At 37.7% G+C, this 20,415-nt stretch carries 17 protein-coding genes; 4 read left to right on the forward strand and 13 right to left on the reverse strand.

Annotated elements, in window-relative coordinates; genetic code table 11:
* The first annotated feature begins 42 nt into the window (after window positions 1-42).
* A complete protein-coding gene (locus tag ED622_RS14320; protein WP_122035153.1) occupies window positions 43-951 on the forward strand; it encodes a glucosaminidase domain-containing protein in 909 nt (302 codons plus the stop codon).
* Window positions 952-1,021: 70 nt separating this feature from the next.
* Here ED622_RS14320 and ED622_RS14325 read toward each other — a convergent pair whose 3' ends face one another.
* The 3 genes from ED622_RS14325 to ED622_RS19965 all read right to left on the reverse strand — a co-directional run bounded on the left by ED622_RS14325 (window position 1,022) and on the right by ED622_RS19965 (window position 3,719).
* Window positions 1,022-2,227, reverse strand: coding sequence for a NupC/NupG family nucleoside CNT transporter (locus ED622_RS14325; RefSeq protein ID WP_122035155.1), 1,206 nt, complete (start codon window positions 2,225-2,227; stop codon window positions 1,022-1,024).
* A 285-nt stretch (window positions 2,228-2,512) separates the two neighbouring features.
* Window positions 2,513-3,448, reverse strand: coding sequence for a LysR family transcriptional regulator (locus ED622_RS14330; RefSeq protein ID WP_122035157.1), 936 nt, complete (start codon window positions 3,446-3,448; stop codon window positions 2,513-2,515).
* 94 nt (window positions 3,449-3,542) lie between these two features.
* Window positions 3,543-3,719, reverse strand: a complete 177-nt coding sequence (locus ED622_RS19965; RefSeq protein ID WP_162922527.1) for a hypothetical protein — start codon at window positions 3,717-3,719, stop codon at window positions 3,543-3,545.
* 99 nt (window positions 3,720-3,818) lie between these two features.
* Here ED622_RS19965 and ED622_RS14335 point away from each other — a divergent pair, with 99 nt between their 5' ends.
* Window positions 3,819-4,682: a LysR family transcriptional regulator gene (locus ED622_RS14335; protein ID WP_122035159.1), complete on the forward strand. Its 864-nt coding sequence runs from the start codon at window positions 3,819-3,821 to the stop codon at window positions 4,680-4,682.
* An 82-nt stretch (window positions 4,683-4,764) separates the two neighbouring features.
* Here ED622_RS14335 and ED622_RS14340 read toward each other — a convergent pair whose 3' ends face one another.
* Complete coding sequence (locus tag ED622_RS14340) at window positions 4,765-5,466, reverse strand: class I SAM-dependent methyltransferase (RefSeq protein ID WP_122035161.1); 702 nt, start codon at window positions 5,464-5,466, stop codon at window positions 4,765-4,767.
* Between the two features lie 88 nt (window positions 5,467-5,554).
* The gene (locus tag ED622_RS14345; RefSeq protein ID WP_122035163.1) at window positions 5,555-6,655 is read right to left on the reverse strand and encodes a transporter substrate-binding domain-containing protein; all 1,101 of its coding nucleotides are present in this window, start codon (window positions 6,653-6,655) and stop codon (window positions 5,555-5,557) included.
* Between the two features lie 374 nt (window positions 6,656-7,029).
* Here ED622_RS14345 and ED622_RS14350 point away from each other — a divergent pair, with 374 nt between their 5' ends.
* Window positions 7,030-8,604, forward strand: a complete 1,575-nt coding sequence (locus ED622_RS14350; protein ID WP_254052652.1) for a methyl-accepting chemotaxis protein — start codon at window positions 7,030-7,032, stop codon at window positions 8,602-8,604.
* 78 nt (window positions 8,605-8,682) lie between these two features.
* On the opposite strand, the gene ED622_RS14355 is transcribed toward ED622_RS14350, so the two are convergent.
* The 6 genes from ED622_RS14355 to ED622_RS14380 all read right to left on the reverse strand — a co-directional run bounded on the left by ED622_RS14355 (window position 8,683) and on the right by ED622_RS14380 (window position 16,768).
* Window positions 8,683-10,590, reverse strand: coding sequence for a TRAP transporter fused permease subunit (locus ED622_RS14355; protein WP_122035167.1), 1,908 nt, complete (start codon window positions 10,588-10,590; stop codon window positions 8,683-8,685).
* An 83-nt stretch (window positions 10,591-10,673) separates the two neighbouring features.
* Window positions 10,674-11,606 carry a TAXI family TRAP transporter solute-binding subunit gene (locus ED622_RS14360; protein ID WP_122035169.1) on the reverse strand — a complete coding sequence of 311 codons (933 nt, stop codon included), beginning with the start codon at window positions 11,604-11,606 and terminating at the stop codon, window positions 10,674-10,676.
* A 287-nt stretch (window positions 11,607-11,893) separates the two neighbouring features.
* The gene (locus ED622_RS14365) at window positions 11,894-13,663 is read right to left on the reverse strand and encodes a phosphoethanolamine transferase (protein ID WP_162922528.1); all 1,770 of its coding nucleotides are present in this window, start codon (window positions 13,661-13,663) and stop codon (window positions 11,894-11,896) included.
* 172 nt (window positions 13,664-13,835) lie between these two features.
* Window positions 13,836-15,149, reverse strand: a complete 1,314-nt coding sequence (locus ED622_RS14370; protein ID WP_122035173.1) for an anaerobic C4-dicarboxylate transporter family protein — start codon at window positions 15,147-15,149, stop codon at window positions 13,836-13,838.
* 285 nt (window positions 15,150-15,434) lie between these two features.
* The gene (locus ED622_RS14375) at window positions 15,435-15,914 is read right to left on the reverse strand and encodes a hypothetical protein (protein ID WP_122035175.1); all 480 of its coding nucleotides are present in this window, start codon (window positions 15,912-15,914) and stop codon (window positions 15,435-15,437) included.
* Window positions 15,905-16,768: a winged helix-turn-helix domain-containing protein gene (locus ED622_RS14380; protein WP_122035177.1), complete on the reverse strand. Its 864-nt coding sequence runs from the start codon at window positions 16,766-16,768 to the stop codon at window positions 15,905-15,907. The genes ED622_RS14375 and ED622_RS14380 overlap by 10 nt, the downstream gene beginning before the upstream one ends.
* A 336-nt stretch (window positions 16,769-17,104) precedes the next feature.
* Here ED622_RS14380 and ED622_RS14385 point away from each other — a divergent pair, with 336 nt between their 5' ends.
* Window positions 17,105-17,719 (forward strand): porin family protein, encoded by a 615-nt coding sequence (locus ED622_RS14385; RefSeq protein ID WP_122035179.1) that lies wholly within the window; start codon window positions 17,105-17,107, stop codon window positions 17,717-17,719.
* A gap of 115 nt (window positions 17,720-17,834) precedes the next feature.
* Here the strand turns inward: ED622_RS14385 and ED622_RS14390 are convergent, their stop codons facing one another.
* Together ED622_RS14390 and brnQ are read right to left on the reverse strand one after the other, a co-directional pair.
* Window positions 17,835-18,302 carry a DUF2127 domain-containing protein gene (locus tag ED622_RS14390; RefSeq protein WP_122035181.1) on the reverse strand — a complete coding sequence of 156 codons (468 nt, stop codon included), beginning with the start codon at window positions 18,300-18,302 and terminating at the stop codon, window positions 17,835-17,837.
* 310 nt (window positions 18,303-18,612) lie between these two features.
* Window positions 18,613-19,905, reverse strand: coding sequence for a branched-chain amino acid transport system II carrier protein (brnQ, locus tag ED622_RS14395; protein ID WP_122036125.1), 1,293 nt, complete (start codon window positions 19,903-19,905; stop codon window positions 18,613-18,615).
* Between the last annotated feature and the right edge of the window lie 510 nt (window positions 19,906-20,415).

Below are 20,415 nucleotides of genomic sequence, written 5' to 3' on the forward strand. Positions count from 1 at the left end.
CGCCGTTTTCGATCCTATTAATATTAAAATGGAACTCCATTTATGTCTTTATCTAAAAAGTTAAAACATATCTCTGCCTCTTTACTTCTCATCGCATCTTCTAGCACTCTTGCGGATACTCAACTGCCTATTTCACCAGAGAGGATCCACAATCCCTACCCTGAAGTAAAAGTCACCACACTTAACTCAGCTCAATCGCTTATCAATCAATTTAAGCTGCATCAGTATCAATTAGCGAATGTTAGCAGCACGGATCAAATCCCAGCGTTCTTTGTTGAGAATCTTCCTAGTGATTTAAATTCGTTACCTGTTCAAGAGAAAATTTCAGGGTTTATTCGTTTATTACTGCCTACCATTATTGAGGTGAATAAACGCATAAGTGCGGTTAGAAATGACGTAATTACGCTATCGAAGCAGTCTAAAAGTGAATGGTCGAAAGAAGAAACAGTATGGCTAAATGAGTTAATGACGTCTTATGATATTAAATCAAACAGCATTGATGACCTGCTTTTGCGCCTAGATATTATTCCTGTCGGTATGGTTCTCGCTCAAGGGATTGATGAAAGTGGCTGGGGAACCAGTTATTTCGCAGTTAAAGGGAATGGATTGTATGGAGAGCACTTATCTTCTAAAGGCGGTAAGTATTTAAGTACCCCAGGTGGGCATGTAAAAGTTGCTGCATTTGATAACCTGTTCGCAGGAACTGCTCGTTATATGTATAACTTAAATACGACATCGGCTTATAAAGACCTTTGGATTTTACGTAAAAAACTAAGTCGTGAAGGTAAATTATCAGGGTATGAGTTAGTCGAGGCTTTATCTCACTACTCTACTCGTGGTGACGCTTATGTTGAAAATTTACAATCTCTAATTAAGCATCATAAATTAGATAGTTTTGATCAGGTTACATTTGATAGCTCAACGCCGATTCGAGTGAGATTTGAGGACTAGGATCTAGAAAAAATAAAGGTTGCGACTTTTTGATCGCAACCTTTTCTTTATTTGAAATTGAGCAATTAACTTAAAGCGACAAAATCACACCGGCAATCGCGGCACTCATCAAGTTTGCTAATACGCCTGCAGTAATCGCTCTGAAACCCATTTTGGCAATGAATGGACGACGCTCAGGAACAAGACTACCCAAACCACCAATCAAGATCGCCATTGTTGAGATATTGGCAAAACCACACAAAGCAAAGGTAACAATCGCAACAGAATGTGGGCTTAGTTGATCTTTCACTTCCATCAATTGAATAAAGGCAACAAACTCATTGACTACGATCTTATTACCAATCAATGAACCCGCAAGGATCGCTTCGTTCCATGGCACGCCAAGCAAGAAAGCGACTGGTGCAAATAGGTAACCAAGGATCAATTCAAAGCTTAGTTTTAAGCCAAAGAAATCACCGACATGGCCAAGCAAACCATTTAATAAGGCAATGACACTTACGAATGCTAATAACGTGGTACCTACTGCTACTGCAATACGTAAACCAGACATTGCGCCATCCGCTAGTGCTTCAAATACATTAGTTGCATGATCGATTTCTACCGAAGTAATTTCATTGTCATTATTGGCTTCATCACCCGGTGGAACCATCATTTTAGCCATTAATAAGCCAGCTGGTGCCGACATAAATGCCGCTGAGATAAGGAAGTTAAGATCCACACCAAGAGATGCGTAACCTACCATAGTACCGCCAGCTACTGACGCTAAACCACAGGTCATCACCGCAAAGAACTGCGAATCACTCATGTGCTTCAAATAAGGTTTAACGACAAGTGGAGCCTCTACCATACTCACAAAGATATTTGCCGTCGCTGCAAGTGATTCTGCGCGTCCTGTGCCTAATAAGCGTTGTAATCCACCGCCAATAAAATTGATTACTCTAGGCATAATACCAAGATGGTAAAGTGCTGAAATTAGCGCGGAGAAGAAAATAATAATGCCAAGTACGTTAATGGCAAATACAAAACCGACTTTACCTGTCGCTAAGCCACCGAACAGAAACGCGATTCCTTGTTGGCCATAGTCAATCACGCCTGAAACGCCTGCGGTTACTGAATTTAGAACTTCTTTACCAGCAGGAACGTAAAGTACCAATAGAGCAAATAGGATTTGTAAGCCAAACGCCAAAGAGACAGTTCTTAAAGGGATATTACGGCGATCAGTCGAACATAGGTAAGCAAATAGTAAAATGGCAAAAATACCAAGTAGCGATGTCATGATAGAAACCTGTGCTATCGAAAATGAGCCTGCATTCTAATGCGCAAAGGTTTGCGTGCAAGTCGAGGTTGCTAACGCCCTGTTAATGAGATTTTGATCACATTTTGTAGGTCATCTTAACTTATTGATTTATAAAATAAGAGCGGTATTTGGAAAGGGTATTGTTGCTGTATGGAAAATATATTTATTTCAAGGCTGATAATGAATTTAAGTCATTGATTAAAAAGGCATCATTGCGCTGTATTTAATTTAATCAATGCCAATATCGACCATATAATACTTTGATTATAACTTAACCCATTTCATTAATGCTTTATCCCAATATGGCTGTTGACCAATATGCTGACGTAAGAAATCAATGGCCGCACTTATCTTTCTTGGCAAGTGTTTACGACTCGGGTAAACCGCATAAATTGGCATTTTTTGACTCGCTTTCCAGTCAGGTAAGAGTTGAATAAGTTTGCCATCATTAAATTCATTGGTTAATAAATAACTGGCTAAATAGGCGACGCCCCACCCTGAAATAGCCGCGTCCCTTACCGCTTCTGCTAAGTCAACACGATAGTTCCCAGAAACTTTGACACACAACTCTTCATTGCCTTTGCTGAAATCCCAATTACTGTAATCACGGTGACGGCTCTGATACGTTAAGCAATTGTGCTCCGTGAGATCTTGAGGATGGTGAGGGACTGCTTTATCAATTAGATAATCGGGCGATGCTGCCAATACAAAGTGTGAATCCGCTAAACGTTGAGCAACATAGCCCTCAGGCAAGTCTTCAAAGTTTGTCACCCATAAATCCAACCCCTCTTTAAGCATATCTGCTCGGTGATCAAACAAGCGAACTTCCACTTGTAGCTCAGGATATTGCTGACGTAATTTATCAATCGCAGGGATAATATGCATAGTGCCAAAAGACTGCGATAGCCCTAGCCGCAAAATACCTGCAACACCGTCACGTTCATTATCCATAATTGCGCTGGCTTCGGTCATCGCACTGTACATTTTTTCGCAGTACAGATAGAACTGTTGCCCTGCATCCGTAAGAATGAGCGAACGAGTCGTTCTTTGAACTAATTTCACATTCAAACTCGCCTCTAGTACTCCCAGTTGCTTACTTACATGAGAGGTAGACACACCCATTTGTTTTGCTGCAGCAGTAAAACTACCCGCTTTGGCTAAGGCGTAAAATATCACCATTTGGCTGGCACGATCATGCATCTCTCTTGTCCTTTATTTCAAAGGGAATACGGGCGGCGGATAATAACACTTACCTCCTCAATTAAAAGAAATGAGAGTAAGAATATCCATTCTTTTATTTTGACTCTTTTTCAAATGTGCCTGCACTTTTAATCATTAAAGACATGAATTCTGTTGATTCCGATTTTTTTGTTGAACCTTGCATTACTTGTTTGTTTTGATTTAAACGCGCTTTTAATGCTTCCATCTCTTGCTGAACCGAACTTTTTTCTTGAGAAACTGAATGAGTCATAAAGACAACCTATTTATATACTAAAATTAAGTTTCACTATTTTCATTCAAAATTTTGATATATTGTAGTTAACTAGTATCTAATAAATAGATGGATGTTATGTTTAATCTTCAGCAACTTGAAACGCTTATTGAATGTGTTGAATCTGGTTCTTTTTCTGCTGCGGCACGAAAATTGGGAAAAGCACAATCAGCTATTAGTACTGCTATTGCTAACTTAGAGATAGACACCGGAGTGGAGATCTTTGACCGTTCGACCCGAATACCTACACTGACACCTCACGGTAAGCGTTTGTATATCCAATCCATCCATTTACTATCCCAAGCGAAAGACATTGAGACTATGCTCAACTCTTTTAGTCTCGGAATAGAAGATACATTAACCATCGTTATAAATGAGTTATTACTGACTCCGACGTTTTTCAAAGTGATAAACGAATTTTATCAGCAATTTCCACATACTGAGTTGAATATTAATACCGCAGAGAATCAAGAAATATCTGAATTAGTAGCACAAGGAAAAGCCTCTATTGGGTTTATGCTGTGTAATGATGCTCTTCCTAAAAAAGTCGAGCTTGGTTTGGTAGGTTATTTACCTATTTCGATGGTAGCCAATAAAGATCACCCTCTTCACTCACAAAAATCTATTCATCTCAATGAATTAAAGCGATACCATCAAATATTATTGACTAATATGCATAGCCCTTGGAATGTTCATTTCTCATCTTCGGTAACTAAAACGAACAATGTAAATGCTCTGCAATCATTATTGACGGTTGATGATTGTTGGGGGTTTGTTCCTGACCATCTAACAAATAAGAATCAAGCATTAAAGATACTCGATGTAGACTCAGAAGAGAAAAATTGGCTCTTACATATAGACCGTGTCGTGATAAAAAATCATAATCTTGGCCAAGCTTATTCATGGTTATATCAACACTCTGTAGAAATGTTTGAGCTATAAATACAGTTAACCATTCAATGCTACTAAATAATCACCTTCACATAATTAATAGCATTGAATTACTTGTATTAAACCTCAATAGCTAACCCAACTTTTGACATTTGATAAAGATGAAGTTTGGTTTTTTGGACAGATACTCATATCGCTCTTCTGACATTTCTTTTACTTTTTCAGAGACTTTACCTTCAGAAATAGCAGTCACGACAAGTCCTGAATTTGTCAGTGCTTGGACTAACTCAGTTAACGAACGACGGAAAAATTGAACTTCGATTGGCTCACCGACGGTATCCCACATTTCAGTTATCAACTCTCTTTCAAAGTAATTTCCTGATAATGAACATTCAAAATCCGCAAATGGGTGGTGAGTTGAAAAAGCAAAACTCCCCCCTTTTTTTAATACACGAGCCATGTCTGTAAATAGTGTAGATAGATCGTCAAGGTAATGGATCATTAATGGTGAAATAATCAGGTCAGCACTTTCGCTCTCTTCTTTAACAAGCCCTATTGATGCATCTTGCGCGTACGCCGTAATTCGTTCACCAAATTTACGTTGTACCATGTTAACCATGTCTTGAGAGTAATCAATACAGGTTAACTTACCTGCGCCTTTACTGATCAAGTACTCAGCATAAACACCCGTTCCACAGCCTAAATCAATAATATCTAACGCATTAACATCACCAATAATGGCTTGTAATGACGGCCTTTCTAAATGTGCATTATAGATATTATCTTGTACTGCTGAATCATATTGCTCAGCAAATGTCGTATACATTTTAGACATGGTTATCTCTCAGAATATAACTTATGGCGGTGTGATTCACGGGATCTCATCATACGAGATCTATCCCAAATTAAACCACTCATTTAAGCTATTTTTCTGTAAAATATTCTAACAAGATCTGGTGCCATTCTGTCGTTTCACGTATTTGCAGCAAAGCACGGTTAATTTCTTCTTCGTATTCGCTATTTTCGACTAAAACTAGGCCATAATTTTGTTTTTCAAGTTGATATGGTAGAACGACTAAATCGGAAAACGTCTCTTTTGCTTTTCCTTGTTTAATAATATAACGCAGTACCGCATCATCAGCCACGATAGCATCCACTTCTCCATTATCTAGAGCAACTAATAACTCCCGCATATTAGGATAGGTTTCATGAGCAATACTGTGATCACTCAATAACAAAGAAGCCGTTGTTGCTTGTTTCGCTCCCGTTTTTAATTTTGATAAGTCATTCACTCCTTTTACATCAAACCGTAGTTGCTCTAGTGTTAACGAACTTGCCAATATCGCAGTAATACTGGCAATGAAAACGGTAGAAAACATGGCAATCAATACCGTCATTATTCGTGCAGATAAGGTTTTAAATTCAAAGTAGTTAAAAGGCCCTTTGGTAATAAATAGCACACCAAGGATCAAGGCTTCAGCTAACCGACCTCGCTTGGTTGGCATCGAGTAGAGTTTGTCGTTATTTTTACGCTCAAGAAAATAATAGAAAGCCCCAACACTTATCGCTACAAAGAAAAATACACCAAGCGCTTTCCACAAGGTTTTATTGGTAACGATACTAATAAATGAATCAAGATAACCACGGTTTTTTACCGCGATAGCAAGGTGTGTTTCATAAAATGAGTGGGAGAAATCGACATGTTCTTCTCTGTCAGGAGTAATTGATATGCAAGAAACACCAACATCTACCTCTCCTTTTTCTGCGGCTAGCAATAGATCGTCCAGTTCATAATTTTGAATTGAATAGTCAACCTTCATGATCTCTGAAATTCGTTGCCACAGAACCATGCTTAAGCCATCATATTGTTGAGAGTTTTGATGAAAAATAAAAGGGGGACAGTGATAGGTTCCTACTTTAAGCTCGGTATTCGCTTCACTTTTTTCTATCCCTATAAGCATTGCTACCACAAAGATAACCATTGAAACCAAACCATGACGAAAAAACCTTTTCTCATCATACATAACACTCTCCTATCCATACGTCGAAAACGCCCTATTGAATTGATTCTCTTATTAAAAGGTAGCAGTTGAATGGCTATTCTTCTAATTATCGAACTCAATATGTAGAAGCATAGACAAAAAATCCCCTTTAATTTTAATTACTAAAGAAGATATAAATTGACTAGCTTAATAAATAGTATCGGCTACACTGCTCATCTAAAATATACCCTCAGGGCATGCTCAACGTTTACGCGCAAACTTCTAGATAAGAAGACTGAAATACCTGTAGCCCTGACAAAAAACACATAATTAAAAGAGAACAAACTTTGGACAATCTTTCAAAACTAACGATTAGAACTCGACTCATTATTGGGTTTGGTGTGACTTTATTTTTAATGCTATTACTTACTATTCTAGGCATTCAAAAAGTAAATATTATCGATCATACCTTGACAGAAATGACTGATGTAAATTCGGTTAAGCAACGTTATGCAATTAACTATCGTGGCAGTGTGCATGACCGTGCAATTGCAATTCGAGACATTGCTATTGCAAGAACGCCTCAAGAGATTTCTAAATTAGAACAAGAAATTAATCAATTAAAAGATTTCTATCATCAATCTGAAATGAAGATGAACCAAATGCGTTCACAGGGTGTGATGTTCACGCCAACAGAACAAAGAATTCTTACTGAAATTGAAAAAGTTCAACAACAAACCTTACCTTTAGTCGATCGTATTATTAATGATAAGAAATCTGACTCAATAATGACTGATACTATTTTAGATGAAGCTCGCCCCGCTTTTATTCAATGGTTAAAAGTAATCAATGAATTTATTGATTATCAAGAAGAACGTAATCAAATCCTGACGCCTGAAGCGAGAAATGTTGCCGGTGGTTTCCAGCAATTAATGCTATTACTAAGTACGTTTGCTCTCGCAATGTCTTTATTTATTGGTTTGATGATTGAACGCAGTTTCCGTTCGTCTTTAGGTGGTGAACCATGGGAGCTTTCAGAGATGATTAAAAAGATCTCTGAAGGTAACTTATCTCAAACATTTAAAAACGCTTCACAAGCTGTAGGTATCTACCATTCTTTAATTATTTTGAATGACAAAGTCGGTGCTGCAATTAAAAACAGTAGCGATATTTCGACTCATGTAGCGACGGCTTCGGAACAATTAACTGATGTTATGCAAAACACAGCAAACAATGCACAGCATGAATTAGCTCAGGTAGAAGAGATTTCACACGCAATCAGTGAGTTATCAATCACATCAAAAGAAGTAACCTCTAATGCCGTTCATGCAGAAGAAGAAGTAAGTAAAGCAATTGATAGCGTATCTCAAGGCAACCAAACACTTGATGAGTCGATTCTGTTAACGCAAAAAATTAATGACTCCGTACAACAAACAGCAAGCATGATTGCTGAGCTAAAAACCAACGCGATGGATATTGGTGAGGTAACTGCGGTTATCAGCACTATCTCTGATCAAACCAATTTACTTGCATTAAACGCCGCCATTGAAGCAGCTCGTGCCGGTGAATATGGTCGTGGATTTGCGGTAGTCGCGGATGAAGTTCGTAATCTTGCCTCTAAAACTCAAGAATCAACACAGAGCATCCAAGAGATCATTGCTCAGCTACAAGCTCAATCTGAAAAAGCAAACGACAACATGATAAGCAATGTTGAGCTGATTCAAGAATCAGTTACTTTATCTGAGAATGTAAAAACTTCTTTTAGTTATATTGAAAACTCAGTTCAATCAATCTCTAAAATGAACACCTTAGTGGCAAGTACTTCTCAAGAGCAGTTTACACTGACAGAACGAATTGCGCTGAATACAACCAATACCTTTGATCTTGTTAATCAGAATGTAGCGGCGATTAATCAAACTCAGCAGGCAGCTAAAGAGCTATCTCAACTGGCTGTATCACAAAAAGAAGAACTCGCATTTTTTAAAATCTAACTTACGCGAGTCTTCGATGAGTCATAAAAAAGCCCTTAGGATCTTATTTCTAAGGGCTTCTTCTCATACTCATGAAAATTAACTTGTTTGAGCTTGCCCACGCCACTGAACTAAAATCAAACCAAGCATAATTACAATACCTAAGAAACCGACGCCAAAAGGATTCAGCATAATTAGTGGTATGGTAAAAAATGCCAATAACCTTTCAACCCCAGTTAATGGGCGTAATAAATACCCTTCAATAGCAACCGCAATAGCCATAATAATGGTTAACGTCTGAATGATTGAAAAGGTTAAATCAACGACTCCAGCATCTGAATTAACAAGATCGGTATACGCCATCATAATTGGAATAATGAATAAACCACCGGCCAATTTAAATGCCTCAACAGAGGATTTCATTGGATTGGCATTTGCAACACCTGCACCAGCAAAGGCAGCTAAAGCAATCGGAGGGGTTACGTTTGAGGTTTGCGATAGCCAAAAAACGATGAGGTGTGCTGTTAATAATGGTAAACCAAAATCACTTAACATTGGCACTGCCATTACTGCTAATACAATATATGCCGCAGTAACAGGAAGCCCCATACCTAACACTAAAGCCACAAGGCTTATTAAACCCAAAGCAATTAGCATGTAGCCACCAGAGAAATCCATCACAAATTGAGTGAATTGTAAGCCTATCCCCGTTTGTCCAACCACACCAACTATAATACCCGCAGCACCACACGCTGCGGAAATTGGTAATGCCATTAAGGCACCGTTTTTCATGCCTTCAATGAATTTTTTCAAGCCAATTCGGCTGTGTTTTCGCAGCGCTGCCGTCACTAAAATCGCAGCACAACCTGCAACACCCACTAATAATGGAGAATATGCCATCATTAATAAGGTAGTGATTAGCGCTAGTGGAATTAAGTGATGCGCGCCATCTTTCATCACACTAATAACAGCTTCTGTTCGACTTACCGCTTTAAGATCAAGCTTACACGCCATTAAATGTACGTATAACAAGGTACAGAAGAAATACAAAATCGCAGGCGCGATAGAAGCAAGCATGATCTCGCTGTAAGGCACACCGGTAAACTGCGCCATTACAAACGCACCCGCCCCCATAATTGGTGGCATTATCTGCCCACCAGTTGAGGCCGCCGCTTCAATCCCTGCGGCTTGTTCTGGTTTATAACCCAGCTTTTTCATCATAGGTATGGTGATTGAACCTGTAGTTACGGTATTTGCTATTGCTGATCCTGAAATTGAACCTAACCCTGCCGAGGCCAATACTGCCGCTTTCGCTGGACCACCACGATATTTACCGGCAATAGAGAATGCTAAATCAATAAAGAATTTCCCTGCACCTGTGACCTCTAAGAATGCCCCAAATAAAACAAAGATAAAAACCGTTGTTGCCGCGATACCTAATGCAGAACCAAAAACACCGTTAGCCGAAAATATTTGAAATTGAATCAGTTCTTGCAGAGAGTACGACTTAATAGCAAAGCCACTCGGTAATAAATCACCAAATGCACTGTAGGATAAGAATAGTACTGCGATAAGGACCATTACCCAGCCGACCGTTCTACGGCACCCCTCCATTAATAGTAAAAGTAATGAGCAACCTGCGATCATATCGGGTAACTGTAAGCCATAAAACAGATGATTTATGTCGTTATAATCAAATATCGACATGCGATAAGCTGCAAAAACAATCAAGCCACATAACGCAAGATCAATGACTCGTCCTGCAAGATAAAATGAGCTCTTTCTATTTGTTATCAATGGGTAATGTAAGAAAATAAGAATAAGAACCCAACAGAGATGGATTGGTCTAAAGTACGTCGCAGAAATGGTTGAGCTTATTCCTTGCCAAATTTGAAAAACAGATAATGCAACGGCAATACCTAAAATAAGATACCCAAATAGATTTACTGTTCTTTCATGAGGTAAATGCTCTATATCAGGTTGGTTTTTATCGGTCATAATATCCATATTAATGCCTTTGGATAAAGTCAGAAAAGAAGAAAAGGTAAGCAAGACACTTACCCTTTCGTTTTACGTGTATTTGGTGCTTATTATTTCATGATTGAATCAAGGTATTTTTGAGCACCAGGATGAAGAGGGACACCTTGTAAACGGTCTGCATTTTTTGGTGTTGTCATCTCTGCCATTTTTACTACTTTACGAACATCACCCATATTTTCATACGCGGCTTTCGTTAAGTTGTAGGCCATGTCATCACTCATTTTTGCATTTACCACTAATACGTTCCAAACGCTTAATGTCGATACTTCACCAACGTTGTTGTATACGTCCGCAGGAATATCATAACTGCTGTATGCTGGGTATTTTTTCATAAACATTGCACTTTCTTCTGGTGTAATTGAAAGCACTTTAATTTTATGTGTTAGCGCGATTTGTGTAACCGCCCCTACTCCTTGTCCACCAACAATAAAGCCTGCATCAATTTGACCATTAGCCAATGCGTTCGTGGTTTCAGAATAATTTAAGTACACTGCATCAATGTCTTTTTTTACATCAATACCGAGTGATTCGAGCAAAGCTGCTGACGTCACGGCGGTACCACTTGCTGGTGCGCCTAAAGAAACTCGTTTGCCTTTTAGTTGTGATAATGACGTAATGCCTGATTTTTCAAGAGTTAAGGTATGCACTAGGTTTGGATACAGTGCAAAAAGTGTATTTACAGGCATTTTTGTTGGGAATTTACCTTCCCCTTCATAAGCATCAAGCACCACATTCCCCATTGCGATACCTGCGATCATATCACCACGAACCACTTTAATTGTGTTCTCTACTGAAGCCGCTGTCACTTCCGCTTTGGCATTCACATCTGGCACATGCTCTGACCATACTTTCGCTAGTGCACCACCAAATGGATAATAAATCCCACTTTGTCCACCGGTACCAATTGAGTAGTTTTCAGCGTTTACCGCTGATGGCAATATAAGCATTAAAGCCAATAGTAAATTACGTTTAAGCACAATCATCTCCTTGATTATTAGGCTTTATCTAGATATTAGCCCTAGATAAACCCGTTTATAATAGATTAATTTTCAAGCAATAATACCGTACTCGTCATGACAAAAAAGTCCAACTGATTAGATCCCGAAATGTGACATAAGTGTTAAAAATGTCAAATAAGAAACGGCTGTTTCCACAAAGTTGAATTGGTAACAATACTAATAAATAAATCAAGGTAGCTGTGGTTGTGAGGTTTCACGGCTATTTACAGATATTTTTATCTCTATAGAGGATAGAGGTAGACTTACCTCCGTTATTTCTTTTGTCCCGGCAACCGAGAAATAAGCACTTTGTTATGCAATGTTGCCGCTATCTCTTTCGGTAAATAATAATGCTCTGAACTCATATCAAATTCTGGTTGATACACATTATTTTCAATACCAATAAGCCCAATCATCGTGTCGAATATTAGGTCATTAGTAAATATTTTATGCCTATTACTCATTAACTGCTCACGTGTTTTATTGTTTAACCCTTTTCCAGTCCAAATTAAAAAAGGAATTTCACTCATTGCCTCTGTAAATTGTTTTGCATCATGCCCCAACCCATTTTTCACATCTTCACCGTGGTCAGAAAAGTAGGTCAAGCTTGAAAAGCCCTTTTCTTCTTTAACTAAATTAAGAATTTGATTTAAGAAGTTATCTGTACTTTTTACTGTCTGGTCATAACAACGCAAATCTTTATCTGAAGTCGTATAAAAGTCGTTCTCTGGTAACTCAATATTCTCGCCTTTCACTCGGTCACAATAGCTAATATGACTCCCCATCATGTGTAAAACTATAAAATGGTTTTTTGTCTTATCTATCGTTGCAAGATACTGAGATAACTCACCAATTAAGGCTTTATCCAACTTATTAGTCCTATCCGATTTCCCAATGTTATTATTAATAAAGCGAACATAAGAGCTTTCATAAGCTAAGGCCGATACTAAATTATCCCACTCACTTGCGGATACTTGATTGCTAAGCCATGCAGTTTGAAATTTAGCCTGATTAAGTAATGATATTAAGGATACGCTCTCATAATACGGAAGGTCGTTATATTGATTACTTTGAGTTAAGGCGAGAGATAAAGATTCCATCGTGTGCGTATGATTAGAGTAAGCATTGGTAAATAGAATTTTATCACTCGCATCGATCCACGGCGTTGTCGTGACATGATAGCCGTAACTGGATAGATGAGATTTAGCTAAAGACTCCCCAATCACCATAATATGCAACTTCCCTTCTGAGGTTGCCACTGCAGAATATTTGTGATTAAGCAATTGCCGTTCTGAGATAACCTTTTGGAGTTGGCTTAATTCATACTGATACTCTTTTACGTAACCATATGCACGCTTCACACCTCCAAACGATGATTCATTTTGAGATGAAATGCCTAAAAATAGAAAAGAAATAACAAGAAGAACATAGGGAATCTGTGATGAACGGTACGACTTAGATGCCACTTTCAAATAAAAAAAGAACCCGCCAATAAACAATGAGACATAACCTATTAACTGCCAATTCCAGAGAACATCTAAAAAATATTCTAATGACTCATTTGGGTTCGTTTGCATAAGAGCAAAAATAAAGCCTTTATCAAGATCCCCATAAGTTTTATAAGTAAAAAACAAACCAAAAGTCACTAACCAAAAAGCCCCTACTAGAACATAGAATCCCCATCGAATAACCTTTGTTCTCTCTACTTTTTTTAGTTCAAGTAGGCTAATTAACGTAATGAGCCAAAAACAGGAAAGTACTGTAAAGGTTGTTAATTCAGTTTCTGCATCAAAAAAACGTTGATACGAATAGAGTCCAACCGTAAATATTAATAAATTAAAAATGACTACCCTTTTTACTACTACCGATTTTTGAGTAAAAAAGAATAATGGCCACAACATTGAAATGAAAAGTATAGACAATGAATTTACTATCGGATTAGAAGATAATCCACGTAACCAAAGGGAAAGGTTAATACAAAAGAGTAAAACAAAAATAAAAGGAGAAATATATCGCTGAAAACGTTTATACGTATTAGTCATCCAGACTCCTTGTCTATTTTTGTTACCCATCCTTTTATCTAAGGTTAGTTAAGCTTTTGACTATATTCCAGTTATCTACGTTAACTACAAAATCATTATAAAAAAACGACCAGTATTTACTGATCGCTTTTCTTTTATTCGATGCTCATACACATCATCATTTACATACCAGCTATAAAACCATACTTGCAAAGATGAAACCAAAGATAATACTAAATACCATGCTTAACAGACCTGGGATCATAAAGCTGTGGTTGAATATGTATTTACCAATCTTAGTCGTACCTGTGCGGTCAAAGTCAATAGAAGCAATGATTGGACCGTAGTTTGGAATAAAGAAGTAACCATTTACAGCAACAAATGTCGCGATAATCACTTCAGGTGGAAGACCTAGTGTGATACCAACAGGCACTAATACTGCTGTTGTTGCTCCTTGGCTGTTTACCATGACAGATAAACCAAACAGTGCAAAAGCGAAAGTCCATGGCGCCACTTCAACTAAACCTGAAACCGCCTCTTTAACCATTTCATAATGACCAGCAATAAATGTGTCGCCTAACCATGCAATACCAAAGATAGCGACGATGGCACGCATACCAGCATGGAACACTGAACCTTGAGTGATCTCGTTACCATCAGGCTTACATAATAGAATAATCAATGCAGCCATTGCTAACATGACGATTTCAATTGTGTGCGCCATTCCCATTGGTGAACCATTGAAGTTAGGACGCAGCGATGGGAATGCACCCATAACAACCACCACAATTGCGCCGAACAAGAATAGACCTACTGCTTTTTTAGCGCCCGGTTTAATCTCAATCTCTTCAACTTTAACTTCTTTTTCCATCTCGCTACGGAACTTAGGATCTTCCATACAACGTTGGTATTCAGGATCGTCTTTTAAGTCTTTACCGATCTTGTTTACGATAACGCAAGCAACCGCTAAACCACAAAAAGTACCAGGGATTGTTATCATCAATACGTTTGCTAGTGTAATGCCTTGAGGCTCTAAAAAAGCAACCAAAGCAACAACAGCTGCAGCAATTGGACTTGCTACGATCGCAAATTGCGACGCGATAACCGCCATACCTAATGGACGCTCAGGGCGAACACCACTACGACGACTTACTTCTGCAATTACAGGTAGTACAGAATAAGCAACATGTCCAGTACCTGCTAAGAAGGTGAACATATACGTCACTAAAGGAGCAATGAAAGTAATATGACGTGGGTTTTTACGAAGAATATTTGAAGCAATTTTGATTAAATATTCAAGACCGCCAGCCGCTTGCATTGCTGCTGCTGCTGCAACAACGGCCATGATCATCAACATTACATCAATAGGTGGGCTTGTCGGTTGTAAACCAAAAACAAAACTCAGTATGGCTAGACCAATACCGCCCATAACACCTAAACCGATACCACCAATTCGGGCACCAACTAAAATACAAACAAGTACAATTAAAAACTCGATTAAAAACATATCAATCTCCCTGATGATAGCTTTTATATAACTATTTTTTAAATTACTGCGTATGGTGTCAGTAATTTAAACTCCAAAAATCGAGAGGATAATAATCATCTTATAAATTCAATAAATAGCGACAGATCACACATCATTCAAATTTATAAAAAATAAAACAAATATCTATAACTATCTATTATTTATGGAGTTAATTACTACAAACAGGTAACAAGCTAGCTACCTTTGTTATCATAATATCTTTATTATTTTTATCACTAGGATAAGGAGATTAGCTAAATGAAGCTAGACAGCGAAACAGATAAAATTGTTGTCTTCATTCTTTTTCCGATTATAAAAATAAAGCTGTTCATCATCAATAATGAACTTAATATCTGATTCAAACCCTTCTAATGACTCTGTATCCTTAACAAACACAGGTGCATTTTCTGGTTTTTTATGCCAATCAATATTTTTATATAATAAAGATAACTTGTTCTTTTTTACTTTATAGCTCACATCCATAATGACTTCATATTTTTCACGGCTACCATTTTTAAAAACTAGCTCACCAGTTTGAAAAATAGTTAAGTTAGATGAAGATGCAAAATAAAGTATGTCTCGTTCACCTATCTCTTGGTATTTTTTATATGGTTCGGAGATAAAGTTACTAGAAAGCTCATTACAGCTCCAACGAGAACCTGAAAGTTCTGTTGTATTAAATATCCATTGGTAAGCAATAAAACCAATAAGGGCCAATATCAATAAAAAATTAACTAATCGCATATTAGTTTTGCTCTTGTTAGCGCGTTTGCCATAATCTTCGGTAAATCCTGATGCGAAAATTGGCTTAATGCATAATTACCATTTCTACTACTACTCTTAGATAGCATAAAACCTCGTAAAGAGTACGTATCATCTTCATAGGCTGAATCATAAATTCTGATATAAACTTCAGCATTACACTCCGCTAACTCCATAGATTCAAGTTGCGATTGAATCAAATCAACATCCAACTGCTTTCGGGTCTTATTCAGTAAGTAGTAATCAGTATTATTAATATCAAAATGCTGATAGTTGTCTTTCATTAAAAAGTGAGGGAGAGATAATCGTGTTTGATTCCAATATACGACAGCAATAGTAACCACTAGACATAATGCAACAAGCACTGAAGCTATTGATGGCTTTACGAGGATACCCTGACGAATTAAAGCCTGTTTTGGTACTTCTTTTTTACTCTCATTATTTGAAAGTAACTCTGATATTTGGTTTAAGTCAGCTTTTTTTGAAAGAAGAGAATTTAATGGTTCTTGATGAGCGACAACAGGATACTCAGCATCAATAGTGAGTAAATATCCTATTTTACTCACTGTCTTTATCTCAATACCTACGGCTTTTAATTGGACAAAATTTCGTCTTAAACCTGAAATAACATTGGTTAATGCTTGATCAGTAACGACTGCACCTTCCCAACACCCATCAAAAAGTTGATCTCGCGAGACACTCTGCTCTTTTCTATCAAGCAGTAGCACAAGTACATTGTAAGGTAATGGCCTTAATATGATTGCCTCTCCAACCTGATTGATTAACGTCCTAGTTTCAGGATCTAAAATCAAATTGGCGATAATTATTTTCTGCATTTAAGCCTTATAGCGATACAAAGAGTCTATTTATTCTTTTTAAGAGAACTAATAAAAATAAAAAACAAGCCTTACAAAGCTTTCATATGGCTCATTTATAAAAAGAGAAGTTTACCTAATAAACAACACAAATCAACGCATCACTACTTTTACTGTCTTTAAAATAAAGAAAAAACAAAACAATCAAAGACTTAATGCAAGCAAACCTTTCAACATATTTAGTTATCAATAAATATAAATCAAACAAAAATCAAATGTGTGAATTCCATTTAGTTTAACTTACCCAGTATCTTATAATTCGCTTAACTTTTATACATTCAATTTAACGAGAAACCCATGAAAAAAATTGCACTTTTATTCGTACTATTTTCGGCATTTACTCATGCCAACGATAACATCTCAGGCTTCTACTTAGGTGCAGGTTTAGGTACTACCACTTTTGATGATGGTGGTGCATTTGATTACACGGGTGCATCTATTAATGCTGATGATTCAACTCTTAAGTTTATGGGTGGCTATCAATTTAATCGCATTGTTGCTGTAGAGCTTCAATATACAAAATACGGAGATATCAATGTAAACCATCCTGTGGCTCAAGCGGGTGGTTTCAAAGGTATCGATATTGAATCTTCTTCTATCTCCCTTGCAGCTAACCTTGGTTACACATTTGATAGCGGCTGGCGTCCATTTGGTATCGTTGGTTTAGGTTCGTTAGAGTCATCAACAGACGTATTAGGCCACTCTCTTAGTGAAAACAACACTTCTTTCCACTACGGTGTAGGTGTTGAATACGCACCAAAAGCCTTAGGTGGTTTAGCTTTCCGTGTGGCTTATGAAGGCGATCTTTTCATTGAAGAAAATGTATATCAAGGAAATAATTCATACAGCTACTCAGACGATTATGCAATGAACATTGGTACTTTTTACGCTGGCGCAACTTACAAATTCTAATAATCACAATCATTAGTTGGCGAATAGATAAATCCCCTTACTTTTTAAGAGTAAGGGGATTTTTTTGTATTTATGACAAAACTCTTTCAGTGCGTATTTGAAGGTAAATTAACGATCAAGCTATTGGCGCGACTTTCTTCTTATCAAAGATCACATAAGCCATATATCCCACAATCACAATATTAATAATGAATGCACCGATACTAAGAATACTTGTGCGGAAAATAATTTCATACAGCTCAAACGGGATATAGATTGCTCCACTCACCAAAGCAAACCATTCTGTCCACACTTGTGCTCGCCATAATCCATAAGCTTCAACCAGTCTAATGATTGAATACACCACTGCACCAATGGTAAAAAACAGGATTTTGGCATCAGTTAATCCACTCGCAGCATTAATAAATACACTAGATAAATGACTCGCCGGATTTAAGTGCAAACGACTCACTATTAACTCAGCTAAATGGCGTAAATTATGACCCGCTAAAGCATGTACCCCAAAAGCAACTAACAGAGATACAATCCCCTTACTTGCTTCCAATACGGCAACCGCACGTAACCCTTTCTTTATTGTTGTCATACCGCTCTCTTTCACTCAATATTTTTTGATGGCAAAAGCCATTTAATAGAATGAGTATCCTCCTTAAATTCCATTTTTAAAAGCAAATAAACCTTTATAAATAAATGAAATATCACAGGACTAGACTCTATTGTTAATAATAACAATTAAGATAATAAGTGCATTTACAACAACCAGCAGGAAGTCACGAAATCTTAACCAAAACAACGAGTAATATAATTAATTAGCCAATTAAATACATTTTGTGTTCATGACCCCTGAAATTAAATTACAGGGATCTGTTGAATCATAGACCTATCTACACTTCTGCTTAATCTTTAACCACTCTTGATTGTCGGTTTAACAGTAAGCTAATAAATACTGCTAGCACAACAGGTAAGAACCAACTCGCATGAGCCGAAAATAAAGGGACGTAACGAGTTAAAGGTGTTGATAAAGATTCAGGTAATAAGCCCAAGATATGCAATGCATCTAATCCACCAAATACAACGCTAATCATCACAACACTAACGTATGAAATAGTGTTGTGTTTCGTCGTAGGTAAAAACCACGCAGCTAATACTAAAGCAATCGCCACTGGGCACAGTATAAGTATGGCAGGTAGGCTGATGGCTAGAATTTGCTCTAAACCAAAATTGGCAACAATGCCTGTCATCACTGTCACAACAGTTGCACTAATTGCAAACGGAATACGAAATGTTTGTTGACTGTATTCAGCACATGCATTCGTCAGCCCTACCGTTGTCGTTAAACACGCCATGATGATAATACCCGCTAATAAGTATTGCCCTAGTGGTCCGAATATCGCCGCAACATAACGCGTTAATAACTCACCACCATTGGTTGCGCCTTCAGCAATAGTGGTTGATGTTGCACCAACATAGGCCATTGCTAAGTAGCACGCAGACATTAGTAGTGCATAAATTAACGTGACTTTAAGTGTGGCTTGAAAAACATCTTGCGCTGACTCACAGCCTTTATCACGAATGGCTTTAATAATTACCCAACCAAATCCAACAGCCGCAATCGCATCCATCGTCATATAGCCTTGGATCAAACCGCTTGTCACTGCTTTATGTTGATAATCAATACTCGGATCACCAAGCACTCCTAGCGGCGTAATAATCGCAGCTAATGCTAACGCAGCCAGCATAAGAACAAGCAATGGCGTCATCACCTTTCCAATGTAGTCAACCAACTTGCCTCTTTGGAAAGCCAACAATAATGTTGTACCAACAAATAAAGCAGAGAAAAGCATTAAGTGGTCACCAATAAAGAAAGGCTTAATACCCATTTCATAAGCAACAGTTACTGCTCGTGGCATTCCAAATGCTGGGCCTATTGCAATAAAAAGCAATACCCAAAAAGTAACCGCCAATGGCTTAGGTAACGCTTGAGTTAATTGGCCACTATCACTTAATCGCCCTAAAACAATTAATGTTAACGCTGGGAGTCCAACAGCAGTAAGTAAAAAACCAAGCATTGCTGGGAGAAATTGAGTTCCTGCTTCAAGGCCTAAAAAAGGCGGAAAGATGATATTTCCGGCGCCAAGAAACATGGCGAAAGTCATTAAACCGATAGCAAGTAAATTTTGTGTTTTCAATGTCATAGTCCTTATTGCTATTGGGCTTAACCCTAGTAGCTTTTATTGTGGACCGTCAGATTGGCTGAGAAAAACAAGAAGAGAATAAAGCAGTTTCCCATCAGCCTGGCTGACGGAAGTGCCGCCAGCCTAGTTAATAATCACTAGAATGACAGCAATAATAGATGATGTTACACACGATACAGCACCGAGCATTGTTTTGCACAAAGCAGCAAATTGTAGGGCTGTAGAAGAAAGCATGAATGTATCCTAGTCGTTTGTCGTGGTAACCAAATCAATATATAAGTAATAATTTATAAAGTAAACACTCAATAGTTAAAAATATCAGCGATTAGCGAATATCCTAGTTTAAATAACTTTACTCTTAGCGGATTCTATTTTTCAGCAGTCCAATCTAGAATGTGTTTTTATTCCTCATCAAGCATAGCAAGTAGCGTATCGCTAATTGATCACGCATAAGCGAAACTTTTTCATAACTTAAGGAAGCAAGAGCATTACCAGCAGAGTGAT

The organism is Aliivibrio sp. EL58, from assembly GCF_900312675.1.
Lineage (GTDB): Bacteria > Pseudomonadota > Gammaproteobacteria > Enterobacterales > Vibrionaceae > Aliivibrio.

Bases quoted from the DNA above. Each gene is read 5' to 3' on its own strand.
- ED622_RS14350 (WP_254052652.1), top strand. From the start codon at position 7,030: ATGCTATTACTTACTATTCTAGGCATTCAAAAAGTAAATATTATCGAT.
- ED622_RS14320 (WP_122035153.1), top strand. From the start codon at position 43: ATGTCTTTATCTAAAAAGTTAAAACATATCTCTGCCTCTTTACTTCTC.
- ED622_RS19965 (WP_162922527.1), bottom strand. From the start codon at position 3,719: ATGACTCATTCAGTTTCTCAAGAAAAAAGTTCGGTTCAGCAAGAGATG.
- ED622_RS14370 (WP_122035173.1), bottom strand. From the start codon at position 15,149: ATGTTTTTAATCGAGTTTTTAATTGTACTTGTTTGTATTTTAGTTGGT.
- ED622_RS14390 (WP_122035181.1), bottom strand. From the start codon at position 18,302: ATGACAACAATAAAGAAAGGGTTACGTGCGGTTGCCGTATTGGAAGCA.
- ED622_RS14380 (WP_122035177.1), bottom strand. From the start codon at position 16,768: ATGCAGAAAATAATTATCGCCAATTTGATTTTAGATCCTGAAACTAGG.
- ED622_RS14325 (WP_122035155.1), bottom strand. From the start codon at position 2,227: ATGACATCGCTACTTGGTATTTTTGCCATTTTACTATTTGCTTACCTA.
- ED622_RS14355 (WP_122035167.1), bottom strand. From the start codon at position 10,590: ATGGATATTATGACCGATAAAAACCAACCTGATATAGAGCATTTACCT.
- ED622_RS14330 (WP_122035157.1), bottom strand. From the start codon at position 3,448: ATGCATGATCGTGCCAGCCAAATGGTGATATTTTACGCCTTAGCCAAA.
- ED622_RS14385 (WP_122035179.1), top strand. From the start codon at position 17,105: ATGAAAAAAATTGCACTTTTATTCGTACTATTTTCGGCATTTACTCAT.
- ED622_RS14360 (WP_122035169.1), bottom strand. From the start codon at position 11,606: ATGATTGTGCTTAAACGTAATTTACTATTGGCTTTAATGCTTATATTG.
- ED622_RS14375 (WP_122035175.1), bottom strand. From the start codon at position 15,914: ATGCGATTAGTTAATTTTTTATTGATATTGGCCCTTATTGGTTTTATT.
- ED622_RS14365 (WP_162922528.1), bottom strand. From the start codon at position 13,663: ATGACTAATACGTATAAACGTTTTCAGCGATATATTTCTCCTTTTATT.
- ED622_RS14340 (WP_122035161.1), bottom strand. From the start codon at position 5,466: ATGTCTAAAATGTATACGACATTTGCTGAGCAATATGATTCAGCAGTA.
- ED622_RS14335 (WP_122035159.1), top strand. From the start codon at position 3,819: ATGTTTAATCTTCAGCAACTTGAAACGCTTATTGAATGTGTTGAATCT.
- ED622_RS14345 (WP_122035163.1), bottom strand. From the start codon at position 6,655: ATGTATGATGAGAAAAGGTTTTTTCGTCATGGTTTGGTTTCAATGGTT.